At 59.6% G+C, this 24,702-nt stretch carries 21 protein-coding genes; 11 read left to right on the top strand and 10 right to left on the bottom strand.

Annotated features, from left to right (window positions below; translation table 11 throughout):
• Positions 1-51 precede the first annotated feature (51 nt).
• The 3 genes from sbcB to FHK95_RS16800 all read right to left on the bottom strand — a co-directional run bounded on the left by sbcB (position 52) and on the right by FHK95_RS16800 (position 2,374).
• Positions 52-1,503: an exodeoxyribonuclease I gene (gene sbcB / locus FHK95_RS16810; RefSeq protein WP_150305793.1), complete on the bottom strand. Its 1,452-nt coding sequence runs from the start codon at positions 1,501-1,503 to the stop codon at positions 52-54.
• A 65-nt stretch (positions 1,504-1,568) separates the two neighbouring features.
• Positions 1,569-1,949, bottom strand: coding sequence for a PilZ domain-containing protein (locus FHK95_RS16805; RefSeq protein WP_150305792.1), 381 nt, complete (start codon positions 1,947-1,949; stop codon positions 1,569-1,571).
• Positions 1,949-2,374, bottom strand: a complete 426-nt coding sequence (locus tag FHK95_RS16800) for a DUF4124 domain-containing protein (protein ID WP_150305791.1) — start codon at positions 2,372-2,374, stop codon at positions 1,949-1,951. Before FHK95_RS16800 ends, FHK95_RS16805 begins: the two co-directional genes overlap by 1 nt.
• A gap of 227 nt (positions 2,375-2,601) precedes the next feature.
• On the opposite strand from FHK95_RS16800, the gene FHK95_RS16795 reads away from it, so the two are divergent.
• On the top strand, positions 2,602-3,534 hold the full coding sequence (locus tag FHK95_RS16795; RefSeq protein ID WP_150305790.1) for a universal stress protein: 933 nt from the start codon (positions 2,602-2,604) through the stop codon (positions 3,532-3,534).
• A 30-nt stretch (positions 3,535-3,564) separates the two neighbouring features.
• On the opposite strand, the gene FHK95_RS16790 is transcribed toward FHK95_RS16795, so the two are convergent.
• From FHK95_RS16790 to edd, 3 genes are read right to left on the bottom strand one after another with little or no spacing between them, the layout of a single operon-like run.
• Entirely contained in the window at positions 3,565-4,203 is a 639-nt protein-coding gene (locus tag FHK95_RS16790) for a bifunctional 4-hydroxy-2-oxoglutarate aldolase/2-dehydro-3-deoxy-phosphogluconate aldolase (protein WP_150305789.1), read from the bottom strand.
• 11 nt (positions 4,204-4,214) lie between these two features.
• Positions 4,215-4,925, bottom strand: a complete 711-nt coding sequence (gene pgl, locus FHK95_RS16785) for a 6-phosphogluconolactonase (RefSeq protein ID WP_150305788.1) — start codon at positions 4,923-4,925, stop codon at positions 4,215-4,217.
• Complete coding sequence (edd, locus tag FHK95_RS16780; protein ID WP_150305787.1) at positions 4,922-6,757, bottom strand: phosphogluconate dehydratase; 1,836 nt, start codon at positions 6,755-6,757, stop codon at positions 4,922-4,924. The genes pgl and edd overlap by 4 nt, the downstream gene beginning before the upstream one ends.
• A 254-nt stretch (positions 6,758-7,011) precedes the next feature.
• Between edd and pyk the strand changes: the two genes are divergently transcribed.
• Both pyk and FHK95_RS16770 read left to right on the top strand, forming a co-directional pair.
• Positions 7,012-8,463, top strand: a complete 1,452-nt coding sequence (gene pyk / locus FHK95_RS16775) for a pyruvate kinase (protein ID WP_150305786.1) — start codon at positions 7,012-7,014, stop codon at positions 8,461-8,463.
• A 272-nt stretch (positions 8,464-8,735) separates the two neighbouring features.
• Positions 8,736-10,454, top strand: coding sequence for an L-lactate permease (locus FHK95_RS16770; RefSeq protein WP_150305785.1), 1,719 nt, complete (start codon positions 8,736-8,738; stop codon positions 10,452-10,454).
• A 34-nt stretch (positions 10,455-10,488) separates the two neighbouring features.
• Here FHK95_RS16770 and glcC read toward each other — a convergent pair whose 3' ends face one another.
• Positions 10,489-11,256, bottom strand: coding sequence for a transcriptional regulator GlcC (gene glcC, locus FHK95_RS16765; RefSeq protein WP_150305784.1), 768 nt, complete (start codon positions 11,254-11,256; stop codon positions 10,489-10,491).
• Positions 11,257-11,486: 230 nt separating this feature from the next.
• Here glcC and glcD point away from each other — a divergent pair, with 230 nt between their 5' ends.
• Genes glcD through FHK95_RS16740 form a run of 5 tightly spaced genes read left to right on the top strand, consistent with a single transcriptional unit; the run spans position 11,487 to position 17,923 of the window.
• Positions 11,487-12,986, top strand: a complete 1,500-nt coding sequence (gene glcD / locus FHK95_RS16760; RefSeq protein ID WP_150305783.1) for a glycolate oxidase subunit GlcD — start codon at positions 11,487-11,489, stop codon at positions 12,984-12,986.
• A gap of 41 nt (positions 12,987-13,027) precedes the next feature.
• On the top strand, positions 13,028-14,080 hold the full coding sequence (glcE, locus tag FHK95_RS16755) for a glycolate oxidase subunit GlcE (RefSeq protein WP_150305825.1): 1,053 nt from the start codon (positions 13,028-13,030) through the stop codon (positions 14,078-14,080).
• 16 nt (positions 14,081-14,096) lie between these two features.
• On the top strand, positions 14,097-15,338 hold the full coding sequence (gene glcF, locus FHK95_RS16750; RefSeq protein ID WP_150305782.1) for a glycolate oxidase subunit GlcF: 1,242 nt from the start codon (positions 14,097-14,099) through the stop codon (positions 15,336-15,338).
• On the top strand, positions 15,332-15,736 hold the full coding sequence (locus tag FHK95_RS16745; protein ID WP_150305781.1) for a GlcG/HbpS family heme-binding protein: 405 nt from the start codon (positions 15,332-15,334) through the stop codon (positions 15,734-15,736). Before glcF ends, FHK95_RS16745 begins: the two co-directional genes overlap by 7 nt.
• Before the next feature lie 9 nt (positions 15,737-15,745).
• Positions 15,746-17,923, top strand: a complete 2,178-nt coding sequence (locus FHK95_RS16740; RefSeq protein ID WP_150305780.1) for a malate synthase G — start codon at positions 15,746-15,748, stop codon at positions 17,921-17,923.
• Positions 17,924-18,002: 79 nt separating this feature from the next.
• Here FHK95_RS16740 and FHK95_RS16735 read toward each other — a convergent pair whose 3' ends face one another.
• Positions 18,003-19,526, bottom strand: a complete 1,524-nt coding sequence (locus tag FHK95_RS16735) for a fumarate hydratase (RefSeq protein ID WP_150305779.1) — start codon at positions 19,524-19,526, stop codon at positions 18,003-18,005.
• A gap of 270 nt (positions 19,527-19,796) precedes the next feature.
• On the opposite strand from FHK95_RS16735, the gene FHK95_RS16730 reads away from it, so the two are divergent.
• From FHK95_RS16730 to FHK95_RS16720, 3 genes are read left to right on the top strand one after another with little or no spacing between them, the layout of a single operon-like run.
• The gene (locus tag FHK95_RS16730) at positions 19,797-20,927 is read left to right on the top strand and encodes a GGDEF domain-containing protein (protein WP_150305778.1); all 1,131 of its coding nucleotides are present in this window, start codon (positions 19,797-19,799) and stop codon (positions 20,925-20,927) included.
• A complete protein-coding gene (locus FHK95_RS16725) occupies positions 20,920-21,846 on the top strand; it encodes a 2Fe-2S iron-sulfur cluster-binding protein (RefSeq protein WP_178114830.1) in 927 nt (308 codons plus the stop codon). Before FHK95_RS16730 ends, FHK95_RS16725 begins: the two co-directional genes overlap by 8 nt.
• Positions 21,847-21,863: 17 nt before the next feature.
• The gene (locus tag FHK95_RS16720) at positions 21,864-22,634 is read left to right on the top strand and encodes an enoyl-CoA hydratase (protein ID WP_150305776.1); all 771 of its coding nucleotides are present in this window, start codon (positions 21,864-21,866) and stop codon (positions 22,632-22,634) included.
• A 37-nt stretch (positions 22,635-22,671) separates the two neighbouring features.
• Here FHK95_RS16720 and FHK95_RS16715 read toward each other — a convergent pair whose 3' ends face one another.
• Both FHK95_RS16715 and FHK95_RS16710 read right to left on the bottom strand, forming a co-directional pair.
• On the bottom strand, positions 22,672-23,829 hold the full coding sequence (locus tag FHK95_RS16715) for a phospholipase D-like domain-containing protein (RefSeq protein WP_150305775.1): 1,158 nt from the start codon (positions 23,827-23,829) through the stop codon (positions 22,672-22,674).
• Between the two features lie 24 nt (positions 23,830-23,853).
• Positions 23,854-24,627, bottom strand: a complete 774-nt coding sequence (locus tag FHK95_RS16710) for an oxygen-binding di-iron domain-containing protein (protein WP_150305774.1) — start codon at positions 24,625-24,627, stop codon at positions 23,854-23,856.
• Positions 24,628-24,702 lie beyond the last annotated feature (75 nt).

Below are 24,702 nucleotides of genomic sequence, written 5' to 3'. Positions count from 1 at the left end.
CCTTTGATCGGCGGGTTTTTTATTGCAGTACAAATGGATCGAGCCCTAGTTTTACAGCGTATTGATCTGTAATCGCGCGCCAAGCGACCTCGCATATTCCTGCCAAGCTTGTAGCAAAGCCTTTTGCGAGCCCGTTTGGGTCGGCAGCAGCTCATCTATGGTGCGCAGGAACTCGGGCAAAGTAATTGCCGCACCCGGCGTAGCGCCGCTCAGCTTCTCCCTACAGAATCGAAACCACTGTTCCTGAGCCGGCCCATCCAGACTTTCGGGGAAATTGCGTGCACGGTAACGCGGCAACATGTTGACCAGCCGCTGATCCTTTAGCGGCCATAGCGCAGCATCAAGTTGTTCTCCACCAGCCTCACGGATCAATTCAAACTGAGTGCGGTCGGCATCACCCATAAACCCGTCATATAATTCCAGGTCGCAGTCGTCAGGGGCGGTATTATCAGCCGTTCTTTGCTCGTTAAATATTGCGTGTAACTTCTGCTGGCCGGTAGAGCGCCACGCCCCAAGCGTCTCCGCACGATAGAGAAACTCTGTCATATTCAACGACAAACGCTGGATATCTTCTTCACGGAGCACTTTGATATCGGCCAATACCGGGCATTTGTTAATATGCACCAACTTCAACCCAGGCCGCTGCTGGCCCTCCTCCAGATCTTCCCGGCGGGTATACATCAACTCACGCAGCTTATCCGCGTTCAGATCCATCAACTGATCCGGGTCGGCGGCCAGATCATAGACGATCAGAGCGTTGCGGTTGACCGGATGCCAGGCAAGCGGCAGGACTACCGCCAAACCGCTACGCTCCCGGCCAAAGCGCCCCGACACATGGACTAGCGGCCGCACACGCTGCAAGTCAATCAGTTCACTGACTTTATGCTTGCTGCGCAAATCGTACAGGTACTGATACAGACGAGGCTGGGCCTGACGTAGCAAGCGGGCCATGGCGATTGTGGCACGCACGTCAGCGAGCGCATCGTGGGCATGACCGTGATCAATCCCGTTGGCCCTGGTCAGTAGTTCCAGACGCAGACTTGGAAGACCATCCTGCTCAGGCCAGATGATGCCCTCAGGGCGCAGCGCATTGGCGGTGCGCAGTGCATCAAGTAGATCCCAGCGACTATTACCGCCCTGCCATTCCCGGGCATAGGGGTCGTAGAAGTTGCGATAGAGCGTGAAGCGCGCCATCTCGTCATCGAATCGAATACTGTTATAACCCGCAGTGCAGGTACCCGGCTCGGCCATCTGCCGATGCAGTTGTTCGATGAATTCTGATTCCCGCAGCCCGGCCGTTGCCCGTGCGGGACCAATACCCGTTACCAGACAGGCCATAGGATGGGGGAGTGTATCTTCGGGCAGACGGCAATCGATACAAAGGGGTTGGCCGATTTCCTCGAGGTTTTCGTCGGTGCGAATGCCTGCCACCTGTAACGGGCGATCCCGCCGTGGATCAATACCCGTTGATTCAAAGTCGTACCAGAAGATGCTCTTGCCCATGTTGCTGTCCCGCCGCGTAAACATGCAGGTTAACCGAAGCAGCAGGATCAGGCATTAACGCACCGTCAAAAGGTGAAGTAACGTTCCAGCAGATGGGCAAGTTCGCTGATGGAAGATGAGCTCGATATGATACTGAATCCGGTATCGAAATAGCCGGGCGAGACGTCCGGTCGGCACCAATGGCTCAACGCCCTGAAGTCGATGATATCAAGGCCGCCGGCGCTGGTCGGAAGCTTCAAGCGCATTTCGAAAATCTCATCAACCATTACCGGCAACACGCTGATCAGCATCAGTCCATTGCCTGACACATTGCCGATCTGCCCCATCGGCGTGTCCGAACGGGCATTGTAGACGCGAAGATACGCCGCCAACTGCTGGCGAGCGATATGGCGCTGCTCAATATATCCGGGGGTGCCCTTAGCGCCGGACAGTGGCAGAGACGGCATTAACAGCGCTCCTGTATCAAGGACTCGAGTTCTTGTTTGCGGGCATTGACGCGGCTCGGATGTACTTCCACCTTTTTGCCGTTAGCGTCCTCTTCATACCAGTATCGACGGCCTTCAAACCTGGTCAGATCGCGCCGCATAGCGTCACATTGTGCCTTAGTGCGTTCGCGTCTGGCCACGGAACGGGCCGTTTCGATTTCCCGTTCACTCGCGCGTACGTCCATGATTTTCTGCATATTTTTATGCCTTTGAAGGACATGATCGTCACGCTCGACCACCTGCGGTCGCACGTCCAGACGCTCGGCATTCGGCGCTGGCCGCTCGCCGAAATGCACACGCCCGTCAGCGTCAACCCACCGGTAGATTTCAGCCAGCAGTGGGGCTGGGAAAAAGACAAGCAGATACACCATGATCCATTTGTACATTGGTCCGTCCTGGCTCGTAACGTCCTGAGTGTTCGATAATAATCCAGCCGGTTACGCCGGCCAAGTACAAAGCTCATCGAATCTAGCCAGGACCCGTTGCCAGGAAATGCATCCTATAGTGTTTAGTAGATCGGCGGTTTACCGTTCATCTTGATACAGGTCAGCCCTAACACTGCCATCTTGTCTTACACTCAAGAACACTTCCCCCCGAACAGGAGGCACCACCCATGGAACTTCGCAACGTACTGGTAGTGATCGACCCCACCAGCGAAACAGACCAGCCTGCACTTCGGCGCGCCGAACAGTTGGCTGGCTTCTATCCCGACGCCACCTTTACCCTGTTTCTGTGTGACTACAACCCAGCGCTCGACGGCGGTCGGCTATTCGACACGCAGGGTCTGGAAAAAGCCCGCGCCTCATTGATCAAGCAGGACGAGGTATTGCTCGACAAGCTCGCCAAGCCGTTGCGCGAAAAGACCTCCAAGGTGAACACCCGTGCAATATGGGGCAAGCGTCTGGACCGCCACATCCTTAAGGCGACCCAGGACTCGCACGCCGATCTGGTTCTCAAAACCACGCATCACCACAATCCGATCAAGAAACTCTTGCTGACCAACACCGACTGGCAACTTATCCGGCACTGTGAGCCGCCCTTGTGGCTGGTCAAACAGTCTGACAGGCTGATCGGCTCAATCTGTGCGAGCGTCGATCCGCTGCATGAAGCGGACAAGCCCGCCGCCCTGGATTACAAGCTGATCGAAAGTGCGGAAAGCCTGGCCAAGATGATGAGCGCACAGATGTATATCACCCACTGCTTCAACCCTCTGCCCCGTACACTGGTATTCGATGCGAGCATCATCGGAGATTACGATGCCTACGCCAGCGATGTGCGGGCCCGTCATGAAGAGGCCTTCAGCGAGCTGGCGGATAAGGCCGGCATACCAGCGACGCATCGGCAGTTATTGCAGGGGTATCCGGAGGAAGCGATTCCGGAGTTCATCGAAAGGCAGGCGATCAACCTGCTGGTGATGGGCGCGGTGTCACGCTCAAGGCTAGATGCGGCACTGATCGGACACACCGCCGAGCGATTGCTCGATGAAGTGCCCTGCGATGTATTGGTAATGAAGCCGGATAACTTCGTCGATCCGAGCAAGCCCTAGTGCTCGCTCGCTTCGCGCAGACGCCGCCAGTTAATCAGTAAGAGACTGGCGACTGAGGCGGCTAATCGCCTCCCAGTCGCCCGCCTCGATCACCTCGCGTGGCGCCATCCAGCTGCCGCCGACAGCCATTACATTTTCCAGGCCTATATAGTCGACGACCTTTGCTTGGGTGATGCCGCCTGTGGGACAGAATCGCACGCCAGGAAACGGACCGGAGAATGACCGCAGCGCAGCCGCGCCACCGCACACCTCAGCTGGAAACAGCTTAAAGCGCCGATAACCCAGTCGGTAGCCCATCATCAGTTCGGACGCCGTGGCGATACCCGGCAATAAAGGAACCGGGCTGTCGAGCCCCAGCGTCAGCAGCTCATCAGTACAACCGGGGGTCACGATGAATTGCGCACCCGCATCCAGTGCCGACTGGAATTGTCGACCGTCCAGTACTGTTCCCGCGCCCACACACAACGCAGGTCGCTCCCGTTGCAGCATGGCAATGGCCGTCAGCCCATGAGCCGTCCGCAGGGTGATTTCCAGCGTGGTGATACCACCCGCCAGCAAGGCATCGGCAAGCGGCAGAATGTCGCTTTCCCTGCGAATGCTCAACACGGGTAACACTCGCACGGGGGCAAACAGGCGATCCAGCTCGCGAGTATTCTCGGCAAGGCTCATAAAGGTCCTTTTCAGCCCTCAAGGCTGTAGTAAATGTCCATTGGCGGCGTCAGAAACGCCGCTATCGGCCGCTCCGCAGGGGACGCGGCAAAGGCTTCAGTCAAGGTCTGTTGCTTCTGTGGTCCGTTAATCTGCAGCAGGCGGACCTGTGCCTGATGCAGCGCCTTGCCGGTCATGGTAACCCGCGCCAGCCGCTGCGCGGTCGCGGGGACCGCACGACAGAATACCGGAGCCTGCTCAGACAAGCTGATCTCCAGATCTTCAATACCGGGAAACAGCGAGGCGGTATGGCCATCAGCGCCCATCCCCAATACCAGCACATCAAGTGGCAACAACGACTGCAACAGCGTATCAAACACGGCAGCGTCTTTCTCAGGGCTCTGCCCCCGGTACATCGGCTCCCAGCGCGCTAGCTGCATCACGTCTGCCAGACAGCGCCGGACCATGCCGCCGTTGCTGTCCGGATGATTCTCCGGAACCCAGCGCTCATCGGCGAGCGTTATGATGACTTTTTGCCAGTCCAGTTCCATACGATTCAGGCAATGCAGAACCGGTTCGGGACTGCGCCCACCCGACAAGGCCAGTACAGCGCGCCCGTTGCGCTCTATCGCCTCACGCAAAGCGGTGGCGATACGCGTTGCCAAACGCGTTGCATGCTCCTCAGTCGACTGCGCTTCATCCCATCCCAATCCGCGTTGTTGTGTCAGCTGCTGCAAGGTCATCGAGTCATCTCCTCGTCCGCTTCACGCAAACTTGCGGTAAAACTGCTGCCGCCCTCTTCTGCCGAACTGACAGCATGGCGCATGAATGTGAACATTTCCCGGCCCCAGCCACGACGAATCGGCTCGGCCTGACTGACGGGTTGTCGATCCGCCCAGATTGCCTCATCCACCGCCACGTCCAGCGTGCCCGCGCCTGCGTCCAGGGTGACCAGATCGCCGTCGCGCAATAGAGCCAATGGACCGCCGCCGCGCGCTTCGGGACACAGATGGATAACGGCCGGAAACTTGCCCGACGCACCGGACATGCGACCGTCAGTCACCAATGCCACCTTGAAGCCGCGATCCTGCAATACGCCCAGATACGGCGTCAGCTTGTGCAGTTCGGGCATGCCATTTGCCGCTGGGCCCTGAAAACGCAGCACAGCAACCAGGTCATGCTCGAGTTCGCTGGCTTGAAAGGCCTCGACAAAGGCTTCCTGGCTTTCAAAGATGCGGCAGGGCGCGCTCACGGACCAGTGCGCTTCGGCGACCGCTGATACCTTGATCACACCGCGGCCAAGTCGCCCTTGCACCAGTCGCAGGCCACCATCGACCGAAAACGGCTCGCGCCAACCGCGCAGAATACCGTGATCCAGACTCTCAATTGGCCCGGCGCGCCAGGTCAGCTTGCCATCGAGCAGCACCGGTTCCTGGGTATAACGCTCCAGTCCCGCACCTGCCACTGTCTGCACATCGGTGTGCAAAAGTCCCGCCTCGATCAGCTGACGGAACAGGAAGGCCGTGCCTCCAGCAGCCTGGAAATGATTGATGTCTGCCTGGCCGTTCGGGTAGATCTTCGCCAACCCGGGCACGACCTCGGACAGGCTGGCCATGTCGTCCCAGTTGAGATTGAGCCCCGCCGCCTGACCGATGGTAACCAGATGCAAGGTGAGATTGGTCGAGCCCCCGGTCGCCAGCAGCATGACCACCGCATTGATCAGCGCGCGCTCGTCAATGATCGAAGCCAGCGCACCCTCGCCGCTGCGTGCCAGGCGGGCAGCCTGTTCGGCCGCATACACGGTAAGCGCATCGCGCAAGGGGGTATCTGGATTAACGAATGACGCCCCAGGCAACTGCAGCCCCATCGCTTCCAGCAACATCTGATTGGTATTGGCGGTGCCGTAAAAGGTACAGGTACCCGGCGAATGGTAAGACTGCGTTTCGGCTTCCAGCAACTCTTCCCGCCCAATCAATCCTTCCGCGTAGCGTTGACGCACCGCCGCCTTTTCCTTGTTGGGCAGCCCAGAAGGCATCGGACCGGCCGGCACAAACAGGATCGGCAAGTGCCCAAAGCGCAACGCGCCCATCAACAGGCCCGGTACGATCTTGTCGCAAATACCCAGACACAGCGCACCATCAAACATGTTGTGCGATAGCGCGACGGCAGTGGCCATGGCGATCACATCGCGACTGTGCAGCGAGAGCTCCATCCCCGGCGCGCCCTGGGTGACGCCATCACACATGGCCGGCACGCCCCCGGCCACCTGACCGGTAGCGCCGAACGCACGCAAGGCTTCACGGATCAGTGGCGGATACGTTTCATAAGGTTGGTGAGCGGACAGCATGTCGTTGTAAGCGGTGACGATGCCAATATTGACCTCATCCATCATCCGCAACCGGTCCTTGTCCGAAGAAGAACACGCGGCCATGCCATGGGCCAGGTTGCCGCACGACAGCTGTCGCCGACCGCGCGGCAACTGTGCCGCATCATCCATCTGCTGCAGGTAGCCCTGGCGCGATTGTCGACTGCGTTCACGCAGGCGCTCGGTTACTTCGATAACACGTGGGTGCATCTGCCCTCCCCATTGCGGTGCGCTTCTCTAGTATCATCTCTGGCAAGCGCATACGGACTAGACTATAGCTTCGGTTACAGGTCGCTAACTTGCCACCATTGTAAGCCTCCGGGTAGCGGGCCAGTGATAATTCATCCGGGGTGAATCGCATGAATGCCACATCATGTTGCTTTACTCCTCAGTCGTGATCACAACGCTGCCTGTCGGGTGTCGACCTTGCGCCGGCACCTCCACATATCAATAGGAATTCAAACATGGCCATTCGTCGTACCAAAATCGTCGCCACCCTGGGTCCTGCCAGTAACACAGCTGAATGCATCGCTGCGTTGATTGATGCGGGAATGAACGTAGCACGCATGAACTTCTCCCACGGCACGGCAGACGAGCACCGCGAGCGAGCGCGACTGGTACGGGAGATGGCAGCCCAGAAGGGCCTGCACGTTGCGCTGATGGGCGATTTGCAGGGCCCTAAAATCCGTATCGCGCGCTTCGTCGACGGCAAAATCCACCTCGCCATAGGTGACAGGTTCCGCCTGAGCACCTCTCATCCGCTGGACGATGGCACGCCTGAAGTGGTCGGTATCGACTACCCGCAACTGGTCGTAGACTGCCGCACGGGTGATGAACTGTTACTGGATGATGGCCGCGTGGTCCTGCATGTCGATCAAGTCACGACCGACGAGGTCTGCTGCACCGTCACCGCTGGCGGCCCGCTCTCCAACCACAAGGGTATCAATCGCCGTGGCGGCGGCTTATCGGCTGCAGCCCTGACCGACAAGGACCGCAATGACATCCTTATCGCGTCCGAGCTGGAAATGGAATACGTGGCAGTTTCCTTCCCACGCGACGCGGCCGATATGCATCTGGCACGCCGTCTGCTGAAGGAGGCAGGCTCCTCTGCCTGGCTGATCGCCAAGATCGAACGCGCCGAAGCGGTCGCTGATGAAGCAGCACTGGATGGTCTGATCGAAGCCAGTGACGGCGTGATGGTTGCCCGCGGCGATCTGGGTGTAGAAATCGGCGATGCCGAACTGGTCGGTATCCAGAAAACCATCATCAGTCGCGCCCGCCGCCAGAACAAGGTGGTGATTACTGCGACCCAGATGATGGAGTCGATGATCAACAGCCCACTGCCAACGCGCGCAGAAGTGTCCGACGTAGCCAACGCAGCGCTGGACTACACCGATGCAGTGATGCTTTCGGCCGAATCCGCTGCCGGCAGCTTCCCGGTCGAAGCCGTTCAGGCTATGGCACGAGTATGTGTCGGCGCAGAGAAACATCCCACCAGCCAGTCATCCAGTCACCGCTTGCATCAAAGCTTCGAACGCTGTGACGAGACCATTGCGCTGGCGGCGATGTACGCGGGCAACCACTTCCCCGGCGTCAGCGCCATCATCAGTCTGACCGAGAGCGGCTACACCCCGCTGATCATGTCGCGGATCCGTTCGCACCTGCCGATCTTCGCGCTATCACCCAGCGCCCAGACTCTGGGCAGGGTCGCCATGTTCCGCGGCGTGCAGAGCATCGAGTTCAACCCAGCCGAGTTGCAGCGCGACCAGGTAAACCACGAAGCCGTCAACGAGCTACTCAAGCGCGGACACGTAAAGACAGGTGACTGGGTGATTCTCACCAAAGGTGATGCTTATGACGCCCGTGGCGGAACCAACGCTATGAAGTTGCTGCAGGTTGGTGAACGGCTGATCTGAATAAAACGCCCGCGACCCTCTCGGGTCGTGGGACCTCCCTGCACCACTGGTATGACCAGCCAGGCCGCCGCTGTCCTGCTGACCTTCCGCCTCGTCAACATGTTGATTTTCAGCGTTAATTACCCCTCCGCCTGACTTGCCGAAAAATTACTGGTCCTACCAGCCGGCAGACCTCTGGACCTGCCCAAATTGCAGTAGCAGTATCGATACGGCATTACAACAGCTCTGATTTGCACAGAGCCCGATGATAAAAAAAATAAAGGTAGATCAAGATGAGTCAAACGCTCTTGTCTCTGATTGCATTTTTCCCTCTGGTCCTGGCAGGCATACTGCTGATCGGGTTCCGGTGGCCCGCGAAACATGCAATGCCAGTGGTCTTCGTTGTCACCGTCATCATCGCCCTACTGGTCTGGGACATGAGCGTCGTGAGAGTGATCGCCTCCAGCCTTCAGGGTCTGGTACTCACCGCCGCCATTCTGTGGATCATCTTCGGCGCCATCCTCCTCCTCAATACCCTGAAGCATTCCGGTGGCATTCTGGCTATCCGCAAGGGCTTTTCTGCGATCAGCCCTGACCGCCGAGTTCAGGCACTCATCGTTACCTGGCTATTCGGGTGTTTTATTGAAGGCGCCTCCGGATTCGGTACGCCTGCGGCCGTAGCTGCCCCGCTCATGGTCGCCCTGGGGTTTCCGGCGGTGGCCGCCGTTGTGGTAGGGATGATGGTGCAATCCACTCCTGTCTCTTTCGGTGCGGTCGGCACGCCGATGATTGTGGGCGTGGGTGCCGGGCTTGATCAGGCGTCCATTGGTGCACAGCTGGCCACAATCGACTCAAGCTGGGAGGTATTCTTCCGGCTAATCGTGTCAGAGGTAGCCATCATCCACGGCATTGTCGGCCTGCTCATGCCCCTGTTCATGGTCATGATCCTGGTGCGTTTTTTCGGCAAGAACAAGTCGTGGAAGGAGGGGCTGGAAATCGCTCCCTTCGCGTTCTTCACTGCCGTGGCATTCGTCATCCCCTATATGCTGGCAGGCGTCTTTCTCGGTCCGGAGTTTCCCGCCATGATCGGCGGTCTGGTGGGCCTGGCAATCGTGATACCCGCCGCCAAGGCAGGATTTCTGATTCCGAAAACCCCCTGGGATTTTGCCGACTCCAGGGAGTGGCCAGCGGAATGGATGGGCAGCATCGAGATGAAGCTGGACGACGTTGCGGGAAAGCGACCCCTGGCAATCTGGATGGCCTGGGTACCCTACGTGCTGCTTGCCGCGCTGCTGGTTCTGTCGCGCACCAATGCAACGGTCAAGGCGGCCTTGAATTCGCTCAGTCTGCGCTTCACCGACATCATGGGCGAAACCGGCTTATCCGCCAGCCTTGAACCCCTGTATCTGCCCGGCGGCATTCTGGTGATGGTGGTGATCCTCACCTACTTCCTGCATCGGATGTCGTTCACCGAGCTGAAGAGAGCAGTCGGCGAGTCGACAAACACCATCGTGGGTGCCGGGTTCGTTCTGATCTTCACCATTCCGATGGTGCGGATTCTGATCAATTCCAGCGTCAACATGTCCGATCTGCCCTCCATGCCGGTAGCCATGGCCGAAGCGGTTGCCGCCTCGGTAGGCGGCGTATACCCGCTGTTTGCACCGATGGTGGGCGCACTGGGCGCCTTCATCGCCGGCTCGAATACCGCGTCAAACCTGATGCTGTCGCAATTCCAGTTCAACACGGCCGAGCTACTGGGCATTTCCGGCGCGCTGATCGTCGCGGCACAATCGGTGGGTGCAGCTGCCGGGAACATGATCGCCATTCACAACGTGGTGGCCGCCTCGGCGACGGTGGGGCTATTGGGACGCGAGGGCATCACGCTGCGCAAGACCATCCTCCCGACCATCTACTACGTGACGGCCGCAGGCATCATCACCATGCTGGCGGTATATGTCTTCGGTATAGGCGACCCGCTGTCGGCGGCTGGTCTCACCACCACGCGCGGTTAACAATTGGGGCTGACAGGACGGTACCGCCGCCCTGTCAGCTCCATCCCTCCAGCCGCATGGTCGCTCGTTCCAGGCGCTGCTCCTCGTTCTCGATATCCTGCAGGTTGTCTCGAATACTCTGAATATGGTCGATGGCAGCCCTCTTGGCCTGGATCGGCAGGCGCTCCATTACGGCGTGATAAAGCCGCGCATGCTGCCGGTCGAGTTGACGCTTGTGTACCGGGCGGTGGTAGAGGTTTTTCACCGAAGCGAACACCGAGCTCAATAACAGGCTGGTAAGGGATTGCAGGGTATGCACCAGCACCGGGTTATGGGAGGCGTCGCTGACCGCCAGATGAAAGGCATGGTCCAGACGCGCAAGTGTCTCGGGGTCCGTAACCGTACCACTGGCATGGGCGGCGACCATTTCATCGTAGCGCCGCTGAATCAGCACGAAATCGGCATTGGTACCCCGTAGCGCAGCAAGCCTGGCCGATTCGCCTTCGAGCAAAGCGCGAACCTCCAGCAAATCAAAGAGGGTTCTTGGATGAGTGTTGAACAGGTGCATCATCGGCGTCTCGTCCCTTCCCATCAGGCTGGCCACGTATGACCCTCGCCCCTGCTCAGTCTTGATCAGACCTCTGGCACGTAGCACCTTCAATCCCTCGCGCAACGCGCTGCGGGAAATCCCGAGCTTCTCGCACTGAGATCTCTCGGAAGGGAGCGCCTGGCCCATTTTCAGAACCCCGTCCGCTATGAGTTTTTCCACCCGATCAGCCACGACATCGCCAACCTGTCGTCGCTGCGCCGCATCATTGTTCATTGTTTTTATCCCGTCGGTTCAACTGGTCATACCAGCTTAGGAATACAAACGACATAAATCCAGCTTGAATCTGAAAAGCACGAACGGCAGGGCCTACCCAGCTTCTGGGAGAAAAGTGGGCAAAAAAAACTGGTCCTACCAGTAGTTTTAACGCTGGACCGGCTCTCACCTCAGTCGCATATTTCAAGCAGGTGCAGATACCAGTCCCACACAACAACAGGTGACGCCCGATGAATCTTCTTTACGATGAGCGACTCGATGGTCCTCTGCCTCCCGTGGATCGCAGCGGCCTGATCGAAGCACTCCGTCACGCCTTACCCGATATGACAGTGCTGCATGAACGCGAAGACCTGCAGCCCTTTGAATGCGATGGTCTGGCGGCTTATCGCATCTTGCCCATGCTGGTAGTCATTCCGGACACCGTTGAACAGATCCAGACCTTTATGCAGATCTGCCATCAACGCAAAGTGCCGGTTATTGCCCGCGGGGCGGGAACGGGTCTATCGGGCGGTGCACTGCCGCTGGAAACCGGCGTGCTCCTGGTGCTGGCGCGGCTGAAAACCATCCTGGAGGTAAACCCCGAGGGCCGCTTTGCCCGCGTCCAGCCGGGTGTACGCAACCTGGCCATCTCCGAAGCCGCGGCGCCATACCAGCTGTATTACGCGCCGGACCCCTCCTCCCAGATCGCCTGCTCGATTGGCGGCAACGTCGCCGAGAACGCAGGCGGCGTGCACTGTCTCAAGTACGGCCTGACGGTGCACAACCTGCTGAAGCTGGAGATCATCACGGTCGAGGGCGAGCGCATGACGCTCGGCTCCGACGCTCTGGACAGCGCCGGTTTTGATCTGATGGCGTTGTTCACAGGGTCCGAAGGCATGCTCGGGATCGTAGTCGAGGTAACGGTGAAACTGCTGCCGCGGCCCCAGGTCGCCAAGGTGCTGATGGCCAGTTTCGATGACGTCGGCAAGGCAGGCAGAGCGGTTGGCGACATCATATCGGCGGGCATCATCCCCGGTGGTCTTGAGATGATGGACAGCCTGGCCATCCAGGCGGCCGAGGATTTCATTCACGCCGGCTATCCGGTGGATGCCAAGGCGATTCTGCTGTGCGAGCTCGATGGTGTGGAAGCCGACGTCAATGACGACTGCGAGCGCGTAAGGGCGGTACTCGACAGAAGTGGTGCTACGGCCATCAGCCTGGCCAGAGATGATGCCGAGCGCGCTCTGTTCTGGGCCGGACGCAAGAATGCGTTTCCTGCGGTGGGGCGCATTTCGCCGGACTATTACTGCATGGACGGCACCATTCCCCGTCGGGAGCTACCCCGCGTGCTGCAGGGTATAGCGGATCTTTCGGCCGAATACGGCTTGCGTGTCGCCAATGTGTTCCACGCTGGTGACGGCAACATGCACCCGCTGATCCTGTTCGATGCCAACAAGGAGGGCGAGCTCGAGCGCGCAGAAGCCATTGGCGGCAAGATCCTCGAGCTGTGCGTGGCGGTGGGCGGCTCGATCACCGGCGAGCATGGCGTCGGCCGGGAAAAGATCAATCAAATGTGCTCGCAGTTCAACGACGACGAGCTGCTGACCTTCCATGCGGTCAAGGCGGCCTTCGATCCCGACTGCCTGCTCAATCCCGGCAAGAATATACCGACATTGAACCGCTGCGCCGAATTCGGCGCCATGCATATCCATCACGGGAAGCTGCCCTTCCCTGAACTGGAGCGTTTCTGATGACCGCGCCTTCTACCATGTCAGGAAGACCCGATCCCCGCATGTCCTGCGAGAGCGAGCAGCAGCTACAACGCCAGATCATCGACGCACTAGAGAACCAATCACCCCTGGCCATTCAGGGCGCCGGGAGCAAGGCATTTCTAGGCCGACCGGTAAGCGGCGAGCTGCTCGACACCCGCGCGCACTCTGGGATCGTCAACTATGACCCTACCGAGCTGGTGGTAACGGTACGCAGCGGTACGCCATTGGCCGAACTGCTGGCGACGCTCGACCAGCACGGCCAGATGCTGCCATGCGAGCCGCCAACCTTTGACGGCGCAGCAACCGTGGGCGGGATGGTTGCAGCCGGACTGTCCGGGCCGCGCCGGCCTTGGTCCGGCTCGGTACGCGACTTTGTCTTAGGCACCAGGGTCATCACCGGGCACGGCAAACTGATGCGCTTTGGTGGCGAGGTAATGAAGAACGTGGCCGGCTACGACCTGTCGCGCCTGATGGCCGGGAGCTTCGGCCTGCTCGGCGTGCTGACCGAAGTATCCCTGAAGGTCCTGCCCAAGCCGGTTGCTACCCGGCACCTGAGCCTGGACCTCTCCGCTGAAACTGCCCTGGAAAAACTGGCGCAATGGGGGCAACAGCCCATCCCTATCACCGCTGCCTGTTATATCGATGGTCGTCTGTGCCTGCGCCTGGAAGGGGGCACTGGCTCGGTGCGCTCTGCTGCTGACCGTCTGGGCGGCGAGGAACTGGAAAGCGATTTCTGGTCTCACCTCAATGAACAGAAGCTCGCGTTCTTCGATGATGCCCGCCCGTTGTGGCGACTGTCGTTGCCGAGCACGACGCCGGTGCTGGAGCTGCCGGGCGACGCCCTCCTGGATTGGGCCGGCAACCAGCGCTGGCTGAAAAGTGACGCCGCCGATACTACCATCCAGGCCCTGGCGAGCCAGTGTGGCGGACACGCCACCTGCTACAGCCCAGGCATAACCGACACGCCCTTTCAGCCGTTGCAACCCCTGCTCGAACATTACCATCGCCGGCTCAAGGCGCAATTGGACCCCCAGGGCATCTTCAATCCTGGCCGTACTTACGCCTCGCTGTGAGACAGGAGACCGGAACATGCAAACCAATCTGACCGAACAGGCGCGCAGGCTACCCCGCGCTGAAGAAGCCGAAAGCATACTGCGCTCCTGCGTGCACTGCGGCTTCTGCAATGCCACCTGCCCGACCTATCAACTGCTTGGTGACGAGCGTGACGGCCCCCGCGGGCGCATCTACCTGATCAAGGCGTTTCTTGAGGGCGAGCCCACAACCCGGGAGACCCAGATCCATCTGGACCAGTGCCTGAGCTGCCGCAATTGTGAAACCACCTGCCCGTCCGGGGTGGAATACCACACGCTGCTGGATATTGGCCGCGAGGCGATGGCCGGCCAGATCGAGCGCCCTTTGCACGAGCGTTTGCTGCGCTCGGGGCTGCGCACGGTGGTGCCCAACGCCAGCGTGTTCAAGCTGCTGCTGAAAACCGGACAGCTGCTGCGCCCGCTGATGCCCAGCGCCATGCAGGACAAGATTCCGGCCCACATTTCCCAAGCCGGGGAACGCCCGAAGGCACAGCACGCCCGGCGCATACTGATACTGGAAGGCTGCGCCCAGGCGGGCCTCTCACCCAACACCAACGCGGCCACCGCACGGGTGCTGGACCGCCTCGGTATCTCGGTCAGCTCGGTAAGCGAGGCCGGTTGCTGCGGCGCGATGGACTATCACCTGGACGCGCAGCAAAAGGGCCTCGAGCGGGCAAGACGCAACATCGATGCCTGGTGGCCGGCGATCGAGTCGGGAGCCGAAGCCATCGTTCAGACCGCCAGCGGCTGCGGCGCCTTCATCAAGGAATACGCCCATCTGCTGAAAGGTGATCCTGACTACGCGGACAAGGCGCAACGAGTCAGCAGCCTGGCGCTGGACCTGGTGGAGGTCATGGAGAAAGAGGATCTGCGGCCGCTGAACGCCAGCACCAGCCAGCGCCTGGCCTTCCACTGCCCGTGTACGTTGCAACACGCCCAGAAGCTGGGCGGCCGTGTCGAGCCTTTGTTGCAAAAGCTCGGCTTCAACCTTACCCCCGTCGCCGACGGTCACCTCTGTTGTGGCTCTGCCGGCAGCTACTCCATTACCCAACCGGTGCTTGCCAGGCAGTTGCGCGACAACCGCCTGAACGCACTGGAAGCCGGCAAGCCGGACACCATTGTCACCGCCAATATCGGCTGCCAAACCCATCTGGGCTCGGCGAACAGGACCCCGGTTCGCCACTGGATCGAGGTCGTCGAAGAGGCGCTGCCAGCCACATCAGGAGAAAGACCATGCTGAGCAAGTCCGTACTGAGCCTCGTCGAAGCCAACAGCATGATCGATGCCGCCTTCGCTGAAGCCGACCAGAACGCCTGGAAGGTCACCGTCGCCGTTGTAGACGACGGGGGCCATCTGCTGGCCATGCGCAGAATGGACGGCTGCGCGCCGGTGGCGGCCTATATCGCCTCGCAAAAAGCGCGCAGTGCTGCGCTGGGCCGACGTGAAACCAGCGACTACGAGGCAATGATCAACGGCGGGCGCACGGCTTTCCTGTCCGTCCCCGAGATTACCGGGCTATTGGAGGGCGGCGTGCCCTTGCGCATCGACGGCCAGGTGGTTGCCGCCATCGGGGTCTCCGGGGTATTGCCGAACCAGGACGCGCAGATAGCCAAGGCCGGCATTGCACATTTCAACTGAGGAGCATGTATGAACCAACGCATCGAGATAGAGGGCCTGCAGATTGATGCAGCGCTGCGCGATTTCATCGACCAGCGCGCACTGCCCGAAACGGGAATCGAACCGGGTACTTTCTGGTCAGGTTTCAGTGCGCTTGTACACGAGCTGGCACCAAAGAACCGCGCCCTGCTGGCCGAGCGCGACCGTCTGCAGATCGAGCTGGACCGGTGGCACAAGTCGCACCCCGGGCCTATCACCGACATGCCCGCTTACCGGGACTTTCTGCAATCCATCGGTTACCTGAAGGCGGTACCGGACGATTTTCGTATCAGTACCTCCGACGTCGACAGCGAAATCACCCAGCAGGCCGGCCCGCAGCTCGTCGTGCCCGTCATGAACGGGCGCTACGCTCTCAATGCCGCGAACGCGCGCTGGGGCAGCCTCTACGACGCACTTTATGGCACCGACGCCATCGCTGACGATGACGGCGCCGAGCGCGGCCATGGATACAACCCTGTGCGCGGCGACCGCGTGATCGCCCGCGCGCGGCAGTTTCTCAACGAGACCATCGCGCTGGGGAAAGGTGATCACACCCAGGCACAGACTTACCAGGTCGAGGATGGGCAGCTGCAGGTCAGGCTGCTGTCGGGCGAGCAAACCGGGCTGCAAGACCCCACGCTATTTCGCGGCTACCAGGGCAACCCGGCACAACCCGACGCCCTGCTCTTCGTGCACAACGGCCTACACTTCGAGATTCAGATCGACCCGGGCCATCCCATCGGCCAGACGGACGCAGCGGGGGTCAAGGATGTGCTGATCGAGGCCGCCGTTTCCACCATCATGGACTGCGAAGATTCCATTGCTGCAGTGGATGCCGAAGACAAGGTCCTGGTCTACAGCAACTGGCTGGGGCTCATGAAAGGTGATCTTGAGGAGCAGATGGACAAGGGCGGCAAATCGGTGGTGCGCAAGCTCAACCCTGATCGGCAATACACCACGCCCGACGGCACGGACCTGACCCTCCATGGCCGCTCGCTGCTGTTCATCCGCAACGTCGGTCACCTGATGACCAACCCTGCAATCCTGCTCAACGACGGCAGCGAGATACCTGAAGGCATCATGGATGCCGTCTGCACCAGCCTGATTGCCATGCACGACCTGCAGCGCAAGGGCAATTCGCGCACCGGCAGCGTATATATCGTCAAACCGAAGATGCACGGGCCGGATGAAGTCGCCTTTGCCAGCGAGCTGTTCGCACGCGTGGAACAGCTCCTCGGTCTGCCGGATAACACCTTGAAGATGGGCATCATGGACGAGGAGCGGCGCACGTCGGTGAACCTCAAAGCCTGCATTGCCGCGGCTCGGACCCGGGTCGCCTTCATCAATACCGGCTTCCTCGACCGCACCGGCGACGAAATGCATAGCGTTATGCAAGGCGGACCCGTGTTGCGCAAAGGTGATATGAAAAGCACCGCCTGGATCCAGGCGTATGAGCGCAACAACGTGCTCGTTGGGCTGACGTGCGGCCTGCGGGACAAGGCGCAGATCGGCAAGGGGATGTGGGCCATGCCGGATCTGATGGCTGACATGCTCGAGCAGAAGATTGCCCACCCCAAGGCGGGCGCCAATACCGCCTGGGTGCCCTCCCCGACTGCTGCGGTGCTGCACGCGCTGCACTACCATCAGGTCAATGTTCGCGATGTGCAGCAGGGTCTGGAAAAAATCTCACTGGCAGATGAACAGCAAAGCCTGCTCGACGGCCTGCTCACCGCCCCGCTTGCCGCTGAGGTCAGCTGGAGCGACAGCGAGAGACAGCAAGAGCTGGATAACAATGCCCAGGGCATTCTTGGTTACGTGGTCCGCTGGGTGAATCAGGGCATCGGCTGTTCCAAGGTGCCGGATATCAACAACGTAGGACTAATGGAGGACCGCGCTACCTTGCGCATTTCGAGCCAGCACATTGCCAACTGGCTGCACCATGGCGTCGTCAGTGAAGCACAGGTGAAGGAGACGTTCGAGCGCATGGCGAGGGTGGTGGATCAGCAGAATACCAATGATCCGCAATACATCCCCATGGCCACGGATTTCAACGCATCAGTCGCCTACCAGGCCGCCCTGGATCTGGTCTTCAAGGGCCTGGAGCAACCCAGTGGCTATACCGAGCCCCTGCTGCACCACTGGCGACAGGTGGCCAAAGCCCGCGGATAGCGGTCCACAAGCAAAAATCCCGGCACAATGGCCGGGATTTTTTCAGAGCACCGCGTGTACTGCGCGTTCAGCGTCTGCTTTACTGGACTTCTACCGCCAGACTGTCAGCTATCTTCTTCTTCCAGATCGCCGGGCCGGTGATGTGTACCGACTCACCGTTGGTATCGACTGCTACGGTTACCGGCATATCCTTAACCTCGAACTCGTAGATGGCTTCCATACCCATTTCCGGGAAGGCCAATACTTCGGCTTTCTTGATTGCCTGAGCAACCAGATAGGCTGCGCCACCGACTGCCATCAGATAGACAGCCTTGTGATCCTTGATAGCTTCGATCGCGATCGGGCCCCGTTCGGATTTGCCGATCATGCCCAGCAAACCAGTCTCTGCAAGGATCTGTCGGGTGAACTTGTCCATGCGCGTCGCAGTGGTCGGGCCGGCTGGTCCAACCACTTCATCACGGACCGGATCAACCGGACCGACGTAATAGATGAAGCGCCCTTTCAGATCGACCGGGAGCTGCTCGCCGTTATTCAGCATTTCGACCATGCGCTTGTGCGCCGCGTCGCGGCCAGTAAGCATCTTGCCGGATAGCAGTACGGTCTCGCCGGTTTTCCAGCTGAGCACGTCTTCCGGCGTCAGGGTGTCCAGGTTGACCCGGCGGACGCCGGTGCCGACTTCCCAGGTGATGTCCGGGTAAGCGTCCATTGGAGGCGGCGCCAGTTCGGCCGCACCGCTGCCATCCAGCACGAAATGTGCGTGACGGGTCGCCGCACAGTTCGGGATCATGCACACCGGCAGACTCGCGGCGTGGGTCGGATAATCCATGATCTTGATATCGAGAACGGTGGTCAGACCGCCGAGGCCCTGAGCGCCGATGCCGAGCGCGTTGACCTTGTCCATGATCTCCAAACGCAGCTCTTCGACCCTGTTCTGTGGGCCGCGGGCGCGCAGCTCATGGATGTCGATGGAACCCATCAAGGATTCCTTGGCCATCACCGCAGCTTTTTCCGCGGTGCCGCCGATACCAATCCCGAGCATGCCCGGCGGACACCAGCCTGCACCCATGGTTGGGACAGTGTTGACCACCCAGTCGACGATGGAGTCGGACGGGTTGAGCATGACCATCTTCGATTTGTTTTCCGAACCGCCGCCTTTCGCTGCAACGTGGAATTCAACTGTGTCGCCCGGCACCATCTGGTAGTGGATCACCGCAGGCGTGTTATCCCGGGTGTTGATGCGCTTGCCAGCCGGATCGGCCAGGATCGATGCTCGCAGCACGTTCTCTGGCAGATTGTAGGCCTGACGCACGCCCTCGTTGATCATGTCATCGAGGCTCAGCGTGGCGCCATCCCAGCGCACATTCATACCGATCTTGACGAAGATTGTGACGATGCCGGTGTCCTGACAAATCGGACGATGGCCGGTGGCGCACATACGCGAATTGATCAGGATCTGAGCCATGGCGTCACGTGCAGCCGGTGACTCCTCGCGCAAATACGCCTCATGCACGGCCTGGATGAAGTCCACAGGATGGTAGTAGGAGATGTATTGCAGCGCGTCAGCCACGCTTTGAATCAAATCATCTTGCTTGATTATGGCCATGCTCGGACAGGCTCCTCTATTGGCTGCTGGCTCGGCACTGACCTGCGGAGAGGGCAGAACTGCCAGATTCTCGGACAAAGCGGCGGTCGGGCCAGAGGCCCTTGCCTGAAAAGTGGCGAGCAGTATACCTGAGCATCGCACCTGCGGCAGCGGTCTTGCCCAGGATGCTACGGGAATGAGACAAAAGGCTTTGCAAAACCGTGAGGGGGCGCTAAATTGACGTCAAATGGCCATCATCTAGCATGTAACATAAGAAAGGACAGGCCCGACGTGACTGGAACGGATTCCACAGGCAGAGAAGCGAACGCTCAGGCGCTACGTCTGCAACGCTTGTATCTGGCGCAAACCAATTACCTCATCGCCTACGTATTGATTATCGTGGCCTGGGTCTCCGGTGAGTACATCGGCGATACCCTGGTACTGGCGACCCACTTCGCTCTCGGTATCAGCACCCAGATTGCTTTCCTTTCGATCTTCAAGAGCGGGCTGAACAAACGCTTCAAGGACCCCAATCTCGCCTCCATCCAGATAACAACCGGCACCATACTGGTGAGTTATCTGATGCTGTTCCTGGGCGACCTGCGCGGCAGCATGCTGTTGTTGTACCCGATGGGACTGATATTCGGCGTCTTCCAGTTGAGCATGCGCTCCTACGTGCTCCACTCCATTTTCGTCCTCATTTGCTACGCTGCGGTGCTGGCAGCAGACTTTCAGTTTCGCCTGTCCGACCGTGACCACACCGTCCAGCTGGTCGAATGGGCGGCGCTGGCCTGCTTCCTTGGCTGGTTATGTGTATTTGCAGGCTACGTTCGCAAGCTCAAAGAACAGTTGCAAGAACGCCACAGTACGCTAAGACTGCATCAGGAAACCCTGAAGGGGATGATGGGTCAACTTCAGGATCTGGCCGCGACGGACAGTCTGACCGGGCTGCCCAACCGCCGACATTTCATCGATGAGTCCCGGCGACGCATTCAGCTGCTGGGGCCAGGCAAAACCCTGGGGATCGCGCTGGTGGATCTGGATCATTTCAAGCACGTCAACGATACATGCGGCCACGCCGCAGGCGACGAAGTACTCCAGGGCTTTGCCCGGGTGGCGTCTGAAAACCTGCGCGGCGGCGATCTGGTCGCCCGGTTTGGTGGTGAGGAATTCATTCTGCTGCTGAACAACAGTGACATGGTCAGTTTGCACCATTGCCTGGATCGCATCCGCAATGCTTTTTCCCGCACCGAATTCCCGTGCTTACCCGAGGGCACCTATTGCACGCTCTCCGCCGGCCTGGCACTGATTCAACCGGGTGATGAGCTGGAAGCCTGCATCAGTGCAGCCGATCAAGCCCTTTATCAGGCCAAGAACGCCGGTCGCAATCGGTGCGAAGCCTTCGAAACGGCCTATGCCTGACATCAGGATTGGCCAGCTTACCCTCTACGCTGACCACGGCGAAAACCTGCTCGACACATTGCTCGCCGCGGGTCAGAACGTGCCCTGGTCATGTCGCGGCGGCTATTGCCACACCTGCCTGATCCAGGCGCGCCCGGGCCAGGCGCCTGACGAAGCCAGCACGATGCTCAGCCCTGAACAGCGCGAAGCAGGTTGGCTGCTCAGCTGCCAATGCCCGGTTCAGCATGACATGGACCTGCGGCTGCACGATCCGGCACGCGATGATCTGAGCGCCCAGGTCATCTCCGTGCAACAGGTAAATGAAGTATTGATACTGCGCATCGCGCCGCAGCGCCCGCTACGATTCCTACCGGGGCAACACCTGACGTTATGGATCAATAATCAGCTCGGCCGTCCCTATTCAATAGCCAGTCTGCCAGGCGAACCCTGGCTGGAGTTTCATATCCGGCTGCGTTCATCGGGACGTTTCAGCAGCGCCGCAGCGGACTTGGCAGTCGGCGACAGGCTATTTGTCGGCGCGCCCACCGGTGCGTTGCATTACGATCTGGAGTGGCAGGACCGCCCCCTTCTGTTACTGGCTGCCGGCACCGGGCTGGCTCCGCTGCAGGCCATTTTGCGGGACGCTCTGGAGCGCGGGCATCACGCGCCAATCGAGTTGTGGCATTGGTCGTCAAGCGACTGCTATCTGGCAGAACGGCTTGAGGCACTTGCCGAACAGCACTCATTATTGAGCTTCAACTTCCGGTCCCGGCTCACGATGGGCGAGGATATCCGCCAGCTACGTATTGCCTCGCGCAGGACCATGGCGCTAATCTGCGGCGACCCCGGTTTCGTCGAGCAGCTGCGCAAACCGCTATTTTTCGCCGGACTAGCCGGCCGTCAGGTGCTCGACGAAGCCTTCCACAGTCGCTCGCAATAACACATCAAGGAGCCATCGTGACTGACCAGCTGCTCATCGACCACAGTGATGCGGTACTTACCATCACCCTGAATCGTCCGCAAAAAAAGAACGCCCTGAGCCGAGAAATGTACGCCGCTATGGCGGAGGCCATTCAGGATGCCCAGGATGACAGCAGCCTGCGTGCCGTGATCATTCAGGGCAGTGAAGACTGCTTCACCAGCGGCAACGATATCGCTGACTTCGTCAATGTGGCGCCAGCCGGTGCGGACAGCCCCGTGTATCGCTTTCTAAAGGCTATCTGTTACGCAGACAAGCCGTTGATCGCTGCGGTAAACGGCCCCGCGGTGGGCATCGGCACTACCATGCTGCTGCATTGCGACCTGGTCTATATTGCCGACGATGCCATGCTGACAATGCCCTTCGTCAATCTGGGATTATGTCCCGAAGCCGCCTCCAGCTTCCTTCTGCCACGCTTGATCGGCCACTTACGCGCCGCCGAGATGCTCCTGCTCGGCCAGACCATTACCGGACAACGCGCTGCAGACATGGGATTGGCGAATTATGCGTTCGGCACCGGTGCGGATGTGCTGGACGCGGCTCGCACTGCAGCGCTGCGGATCGCTGCCCTGCCCCCCGGCTCAGTGCGGTTGACCAAACAGTTACTAAAGCAAGGCGTCAGCAAAGTGGCGAGCGAAATCATGGACAGGGAAGGCGAACACTTTGCCAGCTTGCTACAGGGTCCCGAAGCGCGGGAAGCCCTGTCTGCCTTCATTGAAAAACGCAAACCGACTTTCCCGGTGGCATAACGCGCCAAAGCAGCCCGCTGCGGCGGGCCTGACTTGCTCAGCCCTTGATGCTGAACCAGTACATGACAGCGCGATTCATCGTTCCCCAGAGAAAGATCTTCAGCCGGTGCAGCCGCGGCAGGTCGCGCCACTGCTCGCGCGTCCATTCGCGGCTCAGGCCAAAGTCCGTTTCAAAGCTTTGAGTGATGGCCCGATTGAGTCCGGCATCAACCAGATTGAGATTGGCTTCCAGATTCCAGTGCAGCGTCCAGTGATCGAAATTGCATGAGCCCAGGCTCGCCCAGTCATCGACCAGCACGGTTTTAAGGTGGAGAAAGCGCGGCTGGTATTCATAGATGCGGATGCCGGATTTCAGCAGCTTCTGGTAATACCGCTGCCCGGCATAACGTACCGCCGGGTGGTCGTGAATACGACCGCTCAACAGCAAGCGTACGTCCACCCCGCGACGCGCCGCGCGCATCAACGCCCGACGGATCCGCCAGCTCGGCAGAAAATACGGCGTCGCCAGCCAGACCAGATTATGCGCACGGGAGATAGTCGCGAACAACGCCTGGACCGTCTCACGGTGTTCCCGCGAGTCGGTGTAGGACAGCCTTGCATAGCCGTCACCCGGTGGTGGTGATGGCGGGATGGACACCCGGCGTCGGCGCGGTGGCACCAGCCTGAGCCGCTTGGCCGAGACGACCCATTGGCGTTCAAACAGGTCAAGGCAATCGGCAACCACCGGTCCACGCACCGACAGCATCTGCTCATGCCACTGCGAATAGCCCTTTTCACCGGGCTTGCAGAATTCATCGGTAAACCCCGTCCCACCTATGAATAACAGCTGCTTATCAATAATCAGCAGCTTGCGATGGTCACGGTGAAAATTGCCCTTGCCGCCCAGGAGACTGACCGGATTATAGAAGCGCAGCTCGACGCCGCCGGTCAGCAACCGTTGCCGGTCACTGTCATGCATGCCCTGACTGCCCAGACCGTCAAGCAGACAGCGCACCGTCACGCCGCGTGATACGGCCTCGAGTAAGGTCTCGGTAACGCGGCTGCTGCTCTCACCGGAACTGACGAGGTACAGCTCGATTTCGATGCTCGACCGCGCCAGCTGCATGGCTTCGATAATGCGCGGAAAGAACACCTCGCCGTCGATCAGCAGCTCGAACTGGTTATTTTCTCTCCATGGATAAATCTGTCCGGGCATGGTGATCCTTGGGCTTCGTTACGGCTAGGGTATGCGATAGTCCTCCTGATCAAGAAGATCCAGACCGCATTGCAGTTGGCTGATCCAATCGAGAAACGCGTTGATCATAGCAGCTCCAACGAAGGGTCGACCGTGCTGCGGGACGATCATCTCCGGCTGCAGGGTACGGATCATGTTGGCCCACAAACGGCACGCCTTGTTGCCGGCCATATAACGCCGGTGGAAGCCTTCCATGGTCGACAGATGCGCGGCGAAATCGGTTACCGGCTCAGCGTCGTCCACCATCGAGGCGCCCATATCACCGGAGAACAGTATTCTGCTGACCGGATCGAAGAACTGCAGGTTCCCCACCGAATGCAGGAAGTGCGCAGGCAATGCCTTGATCTCGGTTTTACCCAGCGGAATGTTCTGGCCCCGATCAGGCACTGCAATCATTCGTTCGGTGGTACTCATGCCCCGGCTCTTACTGAGGTATGCAGCTGACAAATGCGGCAGGAAGCGCGCCCAGAGCTTTGAGCAGACTACCTTGCAACCCGTATGCAGGAACCACTTATCCAGCGAGGCGATGATGTCGGGATCCTGGTGTGACGCGAATACATAGGTCAGATCTGCAATGGGAATGTGCTCACTCACGGCCAGGGCCAGCGGCATGTAGGTCAGGTCGCCGCCCGGATCAAGCAGCGCATGCTGGTCATGATCGATGATCAGAAACTGGTTGGATTGCACCCCATCCCCGGTTACCAACTGATCAAAACACAACACTTTGTGGGGTCCGTTGTCGAACAGCACTCTGGCCATGAAATTCCCTTTATAGAGTTAATTGATGTCTGTGGCGCGCCAACACAGCGTCGCCGCACCAGCGGAACACGTTAT

Origin of the sequence: Pseudomonas saliphila (assembly GCF_008638345.1) — a bacterium.
In the GTDB taxonomy this organism is placed as follows: Bacteria; Pseudomonadota; Gammaproteobacteria; order Pseudomonadales; family Pseudomonadaceae; genus Halopseudomonas; species Halopseudomonas saliphila.
This window is presented reverse-complemented; position numbering and strand designations above follow the sequence as displayed.